At 63.7% G+C, this 12,286-nt stretch carries 12 protein-coding genes; 9 read left to right on the forward strand and 3 right to left on the reverse strand.

Annotated elements, in window-relative coordinates; genetic code table 11:
- The first annotated feature begins 100 nt into the window (after positions 1 to 100).
- The 6 genes from IEW63_RS07320 (at position 101) to IEW63_RS07345 (ending at position 5,112) form a co-directional block, all read left to right on the forward strand.
- A complete protein-coding gene (locus IEW63_RS07320) occupies positions 101 to 511 on the forward strand; it encodes a polyribonucleotide nucleotidyltransferase (protein ID WP_188635945.1) in 411 nt (136 codons plus the stop codon).
- Positions 511 to 1,395 carry a cation diffusion facilitator family transporter gene (locus tag IEW63_RS07325; RefSeq protein WP_188635946.1) on the forward strand — a complete coding sequence of 295 codons (885 nt, stop codon included), beginning with the start codon at positions 511 to 513 and terminating at the stop codon, positions 1,393 to 1,395. Before IEW63_RS07320 ends, IEW63_RS07325 begins: the two co-directional genes overlap by 1 nt.
- 321 nt (positions 1,396 to 1,716) lie before the next feature.
- Positions 1,717 to 2,202 carry an Lrp/AsnC family transcriptional regulator gene (locus tag IEW63_RS07330; protein WP_188635947.1) on the forward strand — a complete coding sequence of 162 codons (486 nt, stop codon included), beginning with the start codon at positions 1,717 to 1,719 and terminating at the stop codon, positions 2,200 to 2,202.
- Between the two features lie 27 nt (positions 2,203 to 2,229).
- Entirely contained in the window at positions 2,230 to 2,430 is a 201-nt protein-coding gene (locus IEW63_RS07335; protein ID WP_229710377.1) for a DUF2788 domain-containing protein, read from the forward strand.
- 32 nt (positions 2,431 to 2,462) lie between these two features.
- The gene (locus tag IEW63_RS07340) at positions 2,463 to 4,115 is read left to right on the forward strand and encodes an acyl-CoA dehydrogenase family protein (RefSeq protein ID WP_188635949.1); all 1,653 of its coding nucleotides are present in this window, start codon (positions 2,463 to 2,465) and stop codon (positions 4,113 to 4,115) included.
- Between the two features lie 373 nt (positions 4,116 to 4,488).
- On the forward strand, positions 4,489 to 5,112 hold the full coding sequence (locus IEW63_RS07345; protein ID WP_188635950.1) for a pseudouridine synthase: 624 nt from the start codon (positions 4,489 to 4,491) through the stop codon (positions 5,110 to 5,112).
- A gap of 181 nt (positions 5,113 to 5,293) precedes the next feature.
- Here IEW63_RS07345 and IEW63_RS07350 read toward each other — a convergent pair whose 3' ends face one another.
- Together IEW63_RS07350 and IEW63_RS07355 are read right to left on the reverse strand one after the other, a co-directional pair.
- Positions 5,294 to 8,392: a multidrug efflux RND transporter permease subunit gene (locus IEW63_RS07350; protein WP_188635951.1), complete on the reverse strand. Its 3,099-nt coding sequence runs from the start codon at positions 8,390 to 8,392 to the stop codon at positions 5,294 to 5,296.
- A gap of 29 nt (positions 8,393 to 8,421) precedes the next feature.
- A complete protein-coding gene (locus IEW63_RS07355) occupies positions 8,422 to 9,555 on the reverse strand; it encodes an efflux RND transporter periplasmic adaptor subunit (protein WP_188635952.1) in 1,134 nt (377 codons plus the stop codon).
- Positions 9,556 to 9,717: 162 nt separating this feature from the next.
- On the opposite strand from IEW63_RS07355, the gene IEW63_RS07360 reads away from it, so the two are divergent.
- Complete coding sequence (locus IEW63_RS07360) at positions 9,718 to 10,311, forward strand: TetR/AcrR family transcriptional regulator (protein WP_188635953.1); 594 nt, start codon at positions 9,718 to 9,720, stop codon at positions 10,309 to 10,311.
- Here the strand turns inward: IEW63_RS07360 and IEW63_RS07365 are convergent.
- Complete coding sequence (locus tag IEW63_RS07365) at positions 10,305 to 10,727, reverse strand: Mpo1 family 2-hydroxy fatty acid dioxygenase (RefSeq protein ID WP_188635954.1); 423 nt, start codon at positions 10,725 to 10,727, stop codon at positions 10,305 to 10,307. The genes IEW63_RS07360 and IEW63_RS07365 overlap by 7 nt on opposite strands.
- A 129-nt stretch (positions 10,728 to 10,856) precedes the next feature.
- On the opposite strand from IEW63_RS07365, the gene IEW63_RS07370 reads away from it, so the two are divergent.
- Both IEW63_RS07370 and thiE read left to right on the forward strand, forming a co-directional pair.
- Positions 10,857 to 11,657, forward strand: a complete 801-nt coding sequence (locus IEW63_RS07370; RefSeq protein WP_188635955.1) for a hydroxymethylpyrimidine/phosphomethylpyrimidine kinase — start codon at positions 10,857 to 10,859, stop codon at positions 11,655 to 11,657.
- The gene (gene thiE / locus IEW63_RS07375) at positions 11,654 to 12,280 is read left to right on the forward strand and encodes a thiamine phosphate synthase (RefSeq protein WP_188635956.1); all 627 of its coding nucleotides are present in this window, start codon (positions 11,654 to 11,656) and stop codon (positions 12,278 to 12,280) included. Before IEW63_RS07370 ends, thiE begins: the two co-directional genes overlap by 4 nt.
- Positions 12,281 to 12,286: the final 6 nt, after the last annotated feature.

Raw genomic sequence — 12,286 nt, forward strand, 5'->3', positions numbered from 1 at the left:
TCTTGTGAAAGGGCGCATTATAACCCTGCTGTCTTCAAGCCATCACCGCCGAAGCGTATAGTGTCGGCTGGATAGGTTATCTGTCACCACGAGGATCATCATGCGTCTGAAGGCTCTGGCCAGCATTGTGCTGAGCACCACTCTGATTACTCAACTGTCGGCCTGCGGTACGGTGTTCTATCCCGAGCGCCGCGGCCAGATCAGCGGCGAGATCGACCCGGGCGTGGCGATTCTCAACGGCATCGGCCTGCTGTTCTATGTCATTCCGGGGCTGATCGCCTTCGCCGTGGACTTCACCACAGGGGCGATCTACTTTCCGGACGACCGCTACACCCTGGCGCCGGAGCGCCTGGGTGAGGCCGTTGGCGCCGACGGCGAGGTGGATCCCCTGCTGCTCAAGGCCATTCTCCAGCAGGACCTGGGTATCGACCTGCCGATGGAGCAGGCGCTGCACGTCAACCAGCCCCAGGCCCGCCAGCTGGCCATGCTCGGCGTGCCGGCCCGCGGCTGATGAACCCGCCCCGGCAACCGACCCAGGTGCAGAATGATCGGCTGTTGAAACTGGCGACCTACGCCTCGGTGCTGGTTGCCCTGCTGCTGATCGCACTCAAGGCGCTGGTCTGGTACATGTCCGGCTCGGTGAGTCTGCTAGCTTCACTGATCGACTCGCTGATGGACGCCGGAGCATCGCTCATCAACCTGATCGCGGTTGCCTATGCGCTGACCCCGCCGGACAAGGGACACCGCTACGGCCACGGCAAGGCAGAAGCGCTGGCCGGGCTGGCGCAATCGGTGTTCATTGCCGGTTCCGCGCTGCTGGTGCTCTATCAGGGCATCGACCGGCTGCGCAATCCGCAGCCGCTGGACGCGGCCTGGTACGGCGTGGCGGTGATGCTGCTGTCGATCATCGCTACCCTGTTGCTGTTGCGCTTCCAGGCCAGAGTGATACGGCGCACCGGCTCGACCGCGATCCGCGCCGATGCGCTGCATTACCGCTCCGACCTCCTGATGAACGGCAGCATCATCGTCGCCCTGCTGCTGGCGCACTACGGCATACCCGGCGCCGATGCCCTGTTCGGTATCGCCATCGCGCTGGTCATCGGCTTCAGTGCCGTGCGGATCGGCCAGGACGCGGTGCAGATCCTTATGGATCATGAGCTGCCCGACGAGGTGCGCAAGGAGGCTCTGGCCCTGGCCCGGGCGGTGCCCGGGGTGATCGACGTGCATGACCTGCGCACCCGCCAGTCGGGACAGCAGTGGTTCATGCAGCTGCACCTGGAGCTGCCCGGCGACCTGCCCCTGAGTGAGGCGCACGCGCTTGGGGAGCAGGTACGTCTGGCGATACAGAAGCGATATTCCCGGGCGGAAGTCCTGGTGCACAAGGACCCGGTCTGAGATACCGGGCGCCAGAAACGCCAACGGCCGACATGGTCGGCCGCTGCGTCTGTCCTGCTCCGCATCCTCGTGGGATGGTGCCTGTCCCTCTGCCTTGTGGGCTGGGGTGGCCGGGTGATGGGTCAGTTCCGGTGGAAACTGCCATCCCTGCATCGCTCTTCTGGAGCGACCGGTTGGACTCGCCGGCCAGGGCTTGAAAACTTGCTGATATAATAACGAGCGCCCGGCGCCATTTCTTGCCTTTTATTGCAGAACCTCGCCACCATCGAGCAATAATTCACCAACATCCGCAGCGTGCACGCAATTCAATGAGGTGACCTGATGAATCCCCCCGATCTCGATCGTTATGACCTGAAGATACTGGCTGCGCTGCAGGAGGATGCCAGCATCAGCAATCAGGAGCTGGCCGACCGTATCGGTCTCTCGCCATCGCCCTGCTCGCGGCGGGTCAGGCAACTGGAAGAAGCTGGCTATATCACCCGTCATGTCGCGCTGCTGGATCAGCAGAAGCTGGGCCTGACGCTGACGGCCTTTGTCATGATCGGCATGGATCGCCACACGCCGGACCGCTTCGCCAACTTCGAATCGGCAATCCGCAAGTGTCCGGAGGTGCAGAGCTGCGCCCTGGTGACCGGTATGGATGCCGATTATCAGCTGCGGGTGGTGGTCCAGGATATGGATCATTACCAGCAGTTCCTGCTGGGCACCCTGACCCGGATCGAGGGGGTGTCCAGCGTCCGTTCGAGCTTCGTGCTCAATCAGGTAGTTTCGAGTACGGAATTGCCTCTGGGGCATCTGGTCAGATAGTTAACCCTTTTCCGAATGGAGTCTTACGTGTCCTACGAAGAATTTGAAGCTCTCGCCCTGCCCATTTCCATTTTCGCCCTGGTGGCGTTCATGGGATTCATCGTCTGGGATCTGGCGAAAAAATCCAAGGCGGGCCGCTGGGGTACCGCCGTCCTGTTCTTTGCCCTGGGCCTGGGCGTGCTGGGGTTCGTGATCAAGGCGGTGATTCTTGGTAGTGTTGAGGGTTGACGGCCCACAACAATAATTTCCGGAGGGCAGCCATGAGCCTGCACCAGTACGCGGAAACCCATGAAGTCACCAATCAGGTCCCTCCGCTGGATGGCCTGAACCTCTACCACTGCGATCTGCCGCTCCAGCAATGGGTGCATCGCTATCGCGGCGACTGGGCCAGCGAGCAGCTGGGTGCCTATGGCCAGCTGGCCGGCGGCGAGCTGATGCAGGCAGGCTTTCTGGCCAACCGTTACCCGCCGGAGTTTCACAGTCACGACCGTTACGGGCACCGGCTGGATACGGTGGAATTTCACCCGGCTTACCACCAGTTGATGAGCGCCGGAATTGCCCACGGCATCACCAGTGCGCCCTGGACCGCTCCCGGCCCCGGCGCACACGTGGCGCGCGCTGCGACCATGTACCTGCACAACCAGGCCGAGGCCGGGACCAGCTGCCCGATGACCATGACCTTTGCCTGCGTGCCGGCGCTGCGCCTGCAGCCGGACATTGCCGGGAAGTGGCTGCCGAAGATCCTGTCCCGGGAATACGACCCGCGCAATCTGCCGATGGAACAGAAGCGCGGCCTGACCATCGGTATGGCGATGACCGAGAAACAGGGCGGCACGGATGTGCGCGCCAATACCACTCGCGCTGTGCCGGTGGGCAACGCCGGCCCCGGCCAGGCCTATGAGCTGGTCGGCCACAAGTGGTTCTGCTCGGCGCCGATGTGCGATGCGTTTCTGACCCTGGCACAGACGGACCGTGGCCTGAACTGTTTTCTGCTGCCCCGTCACCGTCCGGACGGTACTCGCAACCAGTTCTATATCCAGCGGCTGAAGGACAAGCTGGGCAATCAGGCCAACGCGTCCAGTGAAGTGGAATTTCGAGGCGCGCTGGCGTGGATGATCGGTGAGGAAGGGCGCGGCGTACCGACCATCATCGAGATGGTGGCCATGACCCGCTTCGATTGCATGATCGGCTCCAGCTCGCTGATGCGTCAGGCGCTGACCCAGGCGCTGCACCATTGCGCCCATCGGCTGGTCAGCGGTCGGGTATTGGTGGAGCAGCCGCTGATGCAGAACGTGCTGGCCGATCTGGCGCTGGAAAGCGAGGCGGCGCTGGCGCTGACGATGCGCATGGCATCGGCGCTGGATAATACCGCTGATGCCCATGAGGCGCGTTTTATCCGGCTGGTTACGGCCATCGGCAAGTACTGGATCTGCAAGCGGGCGCCGGCGATGATCAACGAGGCCCAGGAGTGTCTGGGCGGTGCGGGCTATGTGGAGGACAGCATTCTGCCACGTTTGTATCGGGAGGCGCCGGTCAACTCTATCTGGGAGGGCTCGGGCAATGTGCAGTGCCTGGATGTGCTCAGGGCGTTGTCCAGGGAGCCGGGGCTGGACGAGATGCTGTTTACCGAGTTGCAGGATGGCGCTGGGGATGACCGTCTGAAGCGGCATGTCGAGCTGCTGAAGGAGCATTTTGCCGACAAGGCGGATATTCAGTACCGGGCGCGGCAGCTGACCGAGGATATCGCGGTGGCGTTGCAGGCGCGGCTGCTGCTGGATGCGGGTAACACCGCGGTGTCGGATGCTTTCATGGCCAGTCGGCTGGCCGGGTGCGGGCGGGCGTTTGGTACCTTGCCCGGTGGTCTGGATGTGCGGGGGTTGATCGAGCGCAGTATGCCGGTGGGGGCCTGGTAGGTTTTTGGTCTTTGGTGCTGGGCTGGGTGCTGGGCTGGGCTGAGCGCTGGGCTGGGCGCTGGGCTGGGCGCTGCTGCGGGATAGGGGGTGGGCAGGGATGGGTCTGGCCCATTGCCGAACTCGCACCCCGCCATCCATGGCGCTCGTCTACGGCCGTCCCTGGCCGCAGACGGTTCGGCAATGGGCCATACCCACCCCTGCCTATTAACTTTTTTACTGCGGATGGATCCATTTCTGCTCGCCTGTGAGCGCGGCAGGCTGATAACTCGTCAAACTCCTCGTGGTTGTTACGAGCGTTGGGCATCCATCCGCAACGTGGCGATCCATGGCCACAAATAGCTACGCTCCATCCGCTCGCTTATAATCCGCATCCATGAAACAGCCTCCCCGCAAGCCCCGCCCGCCGTCTCGTATCGGCAAACCCCGGCGCCAGCCCGCACCGCCCCCGGCGCAGCCTCGGCTGATCGCGCTGAACAAGCCGTTCGATGTGCTGACCCAGTTCACCGATGATCTGGGCCGGGCGACGTTGAAGGACTTCGTGGACATACCGGGGGTGTACCCGGCTGGGCGACTGGATCGGGACAGTGAAGGGTTGTTGCTGCTGACCAATGACGGGCGTCTGCAGGCACGCATCACCGACCCGAAGCACAAGCTGAGCAAGACTTACTGGGTGCAAGTGGATGGCGAGCCGACCAGAGAGCAGTTGGATCAGCTGCGTGCCGGCCCGCTGCTCAATGACGGGCCAACCCGTCCGGCGCAGGTGGAGCATATTGCCGAGCCGCAGCTCTGGCCGCGCATTCCTCCGGTGCGCTTTCGCAGGAACATTCCCACCAGCTGGCTGGCCATTACCATCAGTGAAGGCCGCAACCGTCAGGTAAGGCGGATGACGGCCGCGGTGGGCCTGCCGACCCTGAGACTGGTCCGGGTGCGGATCGGTGATTGGGAGTTGGGAGATCTGCAGCCGGGCCAGTGGCGGGAGCTGAGCATCACCCGGTAACAGAGCACCGCGCCGTGCCCCGGCCCCGAGACTGGACCTGGACCTAGACCTGGGAACGTCGAGTTCCATCTCGACGCAGCGGACTCGCCAGCAACCCAACGGCCGAGATGGAACTCGGCCCTCCTTCCAAAAACACCCTGGACCTGCGCGGGTCCGGGAACACTCAAGGGCTCGGTTGTGGTTACTCGCGCTGCCGTCTGCGACGCGACAGCACCCAGACGAAGAACACCGGTACGAACAGCACGCCCAGCAGGGTGGCGCTGAGCATGCCGCCGATGACGCCGGTGCCGATGGCCCGCTGACTCGCGGCCCCTGCACCACTGGCAATGGCCAGGGGCAGCACCCCGAGCATGAACGCCAGCGAGGTCATGATGATGGGACGGAAGCGCAGGCGGGCTGCTTCCACTGCCGCATCACGCAGGCTGCGCCCTTCGGCGTGCAGGTCCTTGGCGAACTCGACGATGAGGATGGCGTTCTTCGCTGCCAGGCCGATGATGGTAATCAGTCCGACCTTGAAGTACACGTCGTTGGGCATGCCCAGCAGGGTAACGGCCAGTACAGCCCCCAGCGCGCCGATGGGCACGATGAGGATCACCGACAGCGGAATTGCCCAGCTTTCATACAGGGCCACCAGCAGCAGGAATACCACGATCAGGGCCAGTGCCAGCAGCATGGGTGCCTGGGAGCCGGCGACCTTTTCCTGGTAGGACAGGCCGGTCCACTCGTAACCCACGCCCCGAGGCAATTCGCTGACGATCCGTTCGATCTCTTCCATGGCGGCGCCGCTGCTGTAGCCCGGTGCGGAATCGCCGGAGATCTTGAACGCGGGATATCCGTTGTACCGCACGAACTGCACCGGCCCGTGCTCCCATTCGGTCTCGACAAAGGCGGACAGCGGCACCTGTTCACCCTGGCGGTTGGGCACATACAGCTTGCCGACATCCTCCGGGGTCATGCGCTGCTCGGCATCGCCCTGCACTATCACCTTCTGCATGCGGCCGAAGTTGGTGAACTCGTTGATGAATGCCGAGCCGAAGGCGCTGGACAGGGTGGCACTGATGGCTTCGAAGCCGACACCCAGCGCCTGGGCCTTGTCCCGATCCACATGCAGTCGCAGCTGGGGTGCGTCTTCGAGACCTTCCATCATGGCGTAGGCAATCACCGGCGAGCTGTTGGCCTTCTGCAACAGCTCATCGCGCGCGGCGATCATCGCCTCGCGACCCAGGCCGCCCCGGTCCTGCAGGCGCAGGGCGAAGCCACCCGAGGTACCCAGTCCTTCGATGGATGGCGGCTGCACGGCGAAAATGGTGCCGTCAGCCACCGAGGCCAGACTCTGGTTGGCTCGCTGGCTTTCCGCGGCGACCGATTCTTCGGCGTCGCGCTCGGACCAGTCCTTGAAGGTCGGGAAGGCCAGCGCCGCATTCTGTCCCATGCCGGAAAAGCTGAAGCCCATGATCGAGACGATGCCTGCGACGCTCGGCCGGGACAGGAAGTGCTCTTCCATTGCCTCCACGGTCTTTTCTGCCCGGGGGATGGTGGCGCCGGGCGGCAGTTGCACGTCAACGATCAGGTAGCCCTGATCCTCGGCGGGCAGGAAGGCTTCCGGCAGACGGAGGAAGGTGAAGGCCAGTGCGGCGACAATCACCAGATACACCAGCATGAACCGGCCGGAGCGGCTCACCAGCCCGCCGGTGGTGCGCTTGTAGCCGCCGGTGAGTCCGGCGAAGCGACGGTTGAACCAGCCGAAGAAGCCGCGCTTCTCGTCCTTGTGCCCCTTGGGCACCGGCTTGAGCAATGTGACGCACAGCGCCGGGGTCATGCTCAGGGCGAGGAACCCGGAGAACAGGATGGAAACCGCCAGCGACAGGGAGAACTGTTCATAGATCACGCCCACCGAGCCGCCCATGAACGCGAGCGGGAAGAACACCGCCGACAGTACCAGGGTAATGCCGACAATGGCCCCGGTGATCTGCTTCATCGCCTTGCGGGTCGCTTCCAGCGGCGACAGCCCTTCCTCGGCCATGATCCGCTCGACGTTTTCCACCACCACGATGGCGTCGTCCACCAGAATCCCGATCGCCAGTACCATGCCGAACATGGTCATCATGTTTATCGAGAAACCCAGCACCGACATCACCGCAAAGGTACCGAGCAGGCACACCGGCACCACCAGCGTCGGGATCAGGGTGTAACGCAGATTCTGCAGGAACAGGAACATGACCAGGAAAACCAGCACGATGGCTTCGACCAGGGTCATGACCACCTTCTGGATGGCGGCGTCAACGAAGATGGAGGTGTCGTAGGGGATGCTGACTTCCATGTCCGGCGGAAACAGCTGCGACAGCTCATCCAGCCGCTGCTTGACGGCCTCGGCGGTGGCGATGGCGTTGGCATCGGAAGTCAGCTGCACCGCTGCGGCGGCAGCCGGGCGGCCGTTGAGCCGGGAGCTGAAACGGTATTCCTCGCGCCCCATTTCCACCCGGGCGACATCGCCCAGACGCACGGTGGAGCCGTCGGGATTGGCGCGCAGTACGATGTTCTCGAATTCTTCGACCGTTTCCAGCGTGCCCTGCACGATCAGCGTGGCAGTCAACTCCTGCTCGCTGGTGCTCGGCTGCTCGCCGAAGCTGCCCGCCGGGACCTGGACGTTCTGCGCGGCGATGGCACGGTTCACGTCCTCGATCGACAGACCGTAGCCCACCAGTTGCGAGGGATCGACCCAGACCCGCATGGCCCGTTCCGAGGAGAACATCTGCACCCGGCCGACCCCGGGAATGCGGCGGATCTCGTTGTTGATGTTACGCGCGGCGTAATCGGCCAGCCCGACCGGGTCTTTGTCGCCCTCCTTGTAACTGAGGGCGTAGATCAGCAGGAAGTTGGTGCTGGCCTGCTCCACCTGCAGGCCCTGCGCCAGCACCGCCTGGGGCAGACGCGCCTCGGCCCGCTTCAGGCGGTTCTGGACGTCCACCTGAGCCAGGTCCGGATCGGTTCCCGGCTCGAAGGTGACGCTGATCTCGGCCATGCCGTTGGAGCTGCTGGTGGACTCGTAGTAGAGCAGCCCCTTGGCCCCGTTGAGTTCTTCCTCGATGAGGCTGGTGACATTCTCGTTGAGAATGGTCGCCGAGGCACCGGGATAGGTGGCGTAGATCATGATCTGCGGCGGTGCGACGTTGGGGTACTGGGCTACGGGCAGGTTCGGCAGCGCCAGCAGACCGGCCAGGCAGATGAAGATCGCCACCACGAAGGCAAAGTTGGGGCGATTGATGAAGAACTGTGGCATGTTGGTCCCTTGGTACGATTCAGTGGGCGTCAGTTGGCAGTGACCGGCTCGACCTGGTCACCGGGCTGGAACTTGTGCACCGCATCCACGATCACCTGCTCGCCCTGCTCCAGCCCGGCAGTCACCTGCCAGTCCCGCCCGCGCATGGCACCCAGCTCTACCTCACGCTGTTGCACCCTGTTCTCCCGGTCCACCACCAGGACCCGGGCAATGCTGTCGGTTCCACGCACTATCGCGCGCTGGGGTACGAAGATGGCCGATGCTTCCATTCCCACTTCGGTCTGCACCCGCACGTACATGCCCGGCAACAACACGGCATCCGGGTTCGGCAGCTCGGCGCGCAACACCACCTGGCCGGTACTCGGGTCGACGGAAACATCCGAGAACAGCAGGCGCCCCTCCTGCGAATAGCCCTGCTTGCCCAGGGTGATACGCACCTTCGCCGCGCCGTCATCGTCCTGCCTGATCCGGCCTTCGGCGACAGCAGCACGCAACCGCAGCAACTCGTCCACCGACTGGGTGAAGTCGGCATATATGGGGTCGAGCTGCTGAATGCGGGCCATCGGCGTAGCCTCCCCCTGACCGACAAGGGCACCCTCGGTCACCAGCGCCCGGCCGATGCGCCCGTCGATCGGCGCGGTTACCGTGGCGCAGCCCAGGTTCAGTTCGGCCGTCTTCAGCGCTGCCTCGGCGCTGAGCTTTTCTGCTTCGGCGCTCTTCCGGGCGGCGATTGCGTTGTCATACTGCTGTTGGCTGATCGCACGGCTCTCCACCAGCCCCTCGTAACGCCGCGCCACGCTGGATGCCTGGAACAGGTTGGCTTCCGCCTGGGCCAGCGCACCGCGGGCCTCGGCCACAGCTGCCTCCAGCGGCTGCGGATCGATGCGGAACAGCACATCACCGGCCTTGACATCGGCGCCCTCGGTAAACAGCCGCTCCAGCACGATGCCGGGCACCCGTGCGCGGACTTCCGCTGTACGCGCCGGCTCGATCCGGCCGGGCAACTCGGTGGTGAGCATATGGTCTGACGGTTCGATTACCTGCACCTGAGCCTTCGGCACCGCCTGGGCAGGTTGATCGGCCGTTTCCCCTTGGCAGCCGGCTAACAAAAAGGCGGCAAGAACGCTGAGAAGGGCGTTACTGGAACGACAGAATGCCAACATGGGTATGTCCTTGGATGAATACAGGAAAACAGGCACAAAATGAGGGCCGCCATGCTACTGACATCGTCCATATGAATCAATATTGATTCATATGAGACCATTTAACATCTGGGGTACACTCAACCGCAATCTCAAAGACCACAGGAGCGGAACAGCATTCCCATGACCCGCCAAGCGACCCTCAGCAGAACCGAAAAAGCGCTCGTCCGCTCTCTGGCCCTGACCCTGTCGGAAAATCCGGGCGCCACCCTGCAGGAAATGGCCAGCGCGGCTGGCGTCAGTCGCGCCACCCTGTATCGTTTCGCTGCCACCCGGGAGCAGGTCGTGGAGATCACCCGCAGTCATGCGATTCACGTGATCGCCGAGATTCAGCGGGATGCCTCGCTGGAGGCCCGACCGCCACTGGAGGCATTGCGTCTGCTGATCAGCAGACATATCGAGGAGCGGGAGTTCTGTGTGTTCCTGATTTCGCAGATCGGGCCCTACATCGACAGTCGAGACGTACCGGCAGAATGCGTGACGCTCGAGCAGCGCATGGATGCGTTCTTTGCCCGCGGGCAGAAGGAGGGCGTACTGCGCGGAGATGTGCCGGACCGATGGCTGACGGACCTGTTCTTCGGCGTGCTGTTTTCGTTATGCGAGTCGGAATACCGCGGACGCATCGCCCGTTGCGAGATGCAGCGGTTGTTCGAGGAAGCCTTTCTGAACGGTGCACTGGCTGCCGCGCCGGGCGCCAGCGCACCTGCCGGTCAGTAGCGCCAGCCCAGCCGGCGAAAGACAAAGCCCATCAGCCAGGCGGGGCCGATCAGCAGAAATTGCAGGTCTTTGAAAAAGGACGGCTTCTTGCCTTCCACCTGGTGGCCGATGAACTGCCCGATCCAGGCCAGTACGAAGATGGCGACACTCGGCCAGAACACCCATGGCATCAAGCTCAACACCCACAGCATGAGCAGACTCTGCAATGCCATGACCAGCGCCAGCTGCCATGACAGCAGGACATAGAACGCCAGCGCCAGACCGACCACCGTGGCGGCCACCACAGGATGCAGCGCCCAGAGGATGCCCAGCACACTGAAGGTGATCAGCGGCACACAGATCCAGTGCACCAGCTTGTTTATCGGATTGCGATGGCTTTCGCCATACTCGTCGAACCATTGGTCTACGCTTTTCATCAGCAGCTTCCCTCGCCGGTTGTTGTTATAGTGTCCGGTTTCCGATAACGGCACTCCTGTGCGGGCTCTGTGTCCTGCGCCCAGGCTGCTGCCATACCGATACCCGACCTCTGATGGTAAGCTTATCCCATGATTACGCCTACTCCTTTTCGCCCCGTTGTTCTCTGTCTTTCCGGCCATGACCCCAGCGGCGGAGCCGGCCTGCAGGCGGATATCGAGGCCCTGATTGCCCAGGGCTGCCATGCCGCTCCGACGGTCACCGCACTGACCGTGCAGAACACCGTGGACGTGAGCGATTTCCGGGTGCTGGATCGCGAATGGGTGCTGGCTCAGGCCAATGCCGTGCTCAATGACATGCCTGTATCTGCGGTGAAGCTGGGCATGCTCGGCAGCCTGGAGATGGTCGATACCGTGGTCGAGATCATGCAGGCTCACCCTGACCTGCCACTGGTCTGCGACCCGGTGCTGCGCGCCGGCGGCGGTGGCTCACTGGGCAAGGACGAGGTCGGCTACGCCATGCGCGAAAAGATCATGCCGCTGGCGCGCATCGCCACCCCGAACCTGCCTGAAGCACGCATCCTTGCCGAACTGCCCGAGGGCACGGCCGACGAATGCGCAGCGAAACTGCTGCCGCGCTGCCAGAACCTGCTGATTACCGGCGGCCACGGCACCGAGCAGGAAGTGCATAACCGCCTGTACTGCCAGGACGGCAGCCAGCACACCTTTACCTGCGCCCGGCTGCCCGGCGAGTACCACGGCTCCGGCTGCACCCTGGCCAGCACCCTCGCCGGCCGGCTGGCGCTGGGCGAGGAGCTGGTCAGCGCGGTGGAAACGGCGCTGGATTACACCTGGCGCACCCTGCGCGACGCGGACCATCCCGGCAAGGGACAATATATTCCCCGCCGCCTGCCGCTGGATTTCTGCCAATGACCCTGCGCGGGCTCTACGCCATTACCGACAGCGCCCTGCTCGCTGACGGCAGATTGGTGCCTTATGTCGAGGCTGCCCTCACCGGTGGCGCACGTCTGCTGCAATACCGGGACAAGAGTGGCGATGCCGGGCGGCGGCTGGAGGAAGCCGCCCAGCTCAAGGAGCTGTGCCAGCGCCATGGCGCGCAGCTGCTGATCAATGATGATCTGGCGCTGGCCAGCGAACTGCAGGTCGGTGTACACCTGGGCCGTGACGACGGCTCTCTGCGCGAGGCCCGCGAGCAGCTGGGCCCCCAGGCTATCATCGGCGCAACCTGTCAGGCCGATCTGGACTATGCCGCCGAGGCTATCGAGGCCGGGGCAAGCTATATCGCCTTCGGCCGTTTCTTCCAGTCGGAAACCAAGCCCGGCGCACCGGCTGCCACCTCCGAGTTGCTGACCCGGGCGCGCCAGCGCTTCAGCCTGCCCATCGTGGCCATCGGTGGTATTACCGTGGACCGCGCACCCCCGCTGCTGAAAGCAGGCGCCGATCTGCTGGCCGTGGTCCACGGTCTGTTCGGCGCCGAATCCGCTGCAGAGGTGCAACGCCGCGCCCGGGCCTTCCACACCTTATTCATGAATTGAGAGATA

This window comes from Halopseudomonas pertucinogena (genome assembly GCF_014646575.1).
Classification (GTDB): Bacteria; Pseudomonadota; Gammaproteobacteria; order Pseudomonadales; family Pseudomonadaceae; genus Halopseudomonas; species Halopseudomonas pertucinogena.

What these genes read in the sequence shown, in the direction of transcription:
- IEW63_RS07355 (WP_188635952.1), bottom strand. Translation starts at nt 9,555, where the DNA reads ATGTTGGCATTCTGTCGTTCCAGTAACGCCCTTCTCAGCGTTCTTGCC.
- IEW63_RS07345 (WP_188635950.1), top strand. Translation starts at nt 4,489, where the DNA reads ATGAAACAGCCTCCCCGCAAGCCCCGCCCGCCGTCTCGTATCGGCAAA.
- IEW63_RS07365 (WP_188635954.1), bottom strand. Translation starts at nt 10,727, where the DNA reads ATGAAAAGCGTAGACCAATGGTTCGACGAGTATGGCGAAAGCCATCGC.
- IEW63_RS07360 (WP_188635953.1), top strand. Translation starts at nt 9,718, where the DNA reads ATGACCCGCCAAGCGACCCTCAGCAGAACCGAAAAAGCGCTCGTCCGC.
- IEW63_RS07330 (WP_188635947.1), top strand. Translation starts at nt 1,717, where the DNA reads ATGAATCCCCCCGATCTCGATCGTTATGACCTGAAGATACTGGCTGCG.
- IEW63_RS07370 (WP_188635955.1), top strand. Translation starts at nt 10,857, where the DNA reads ATGATTACGCCTACTCCTTTTCGCCCCGTTGTTCTCTGTCTTTCCGGC.
- IEW63_RS07350 (WP_188635951.1), bottom strand. Translation starts at nt 8,392, where the DNA reads ATGCCACAGTTCTTCATCAATCGCCCCAACTTTGCCTTCGTGGTGGCG.
- thiE (WP_188635956.1), top strand. Translation starts at nt 11,654, where the DNA reads ATGACCCTGCGCGGGCTCTACGCCATTACCGACAGCGCCCTGCTCGCT.
- IEW63_RS07320 (WP_188635945.1), top strand. Translation starts at nt 101, where the DNA reads ATGCGTCTGAAGGCTCTGGCCAGCATTGTGCTGAGCACCACTCTGATT.
- IEW63_RS07340 (WP_188635949.1), top strand. Translation starts at nt 2,463, where the DNA reads ATGAGCCTGCACCAGTACGCGGAAACCCATGAAGTCACCAATCAGGTC.
- IEW63_RS07325 (WP_188635946.1), top strand. Translation starts at nt 511, where the DNA reads ATGAACCCGCCCCGGCAACCGACCCAGGTGCAGAATGATCGGCTGTTG.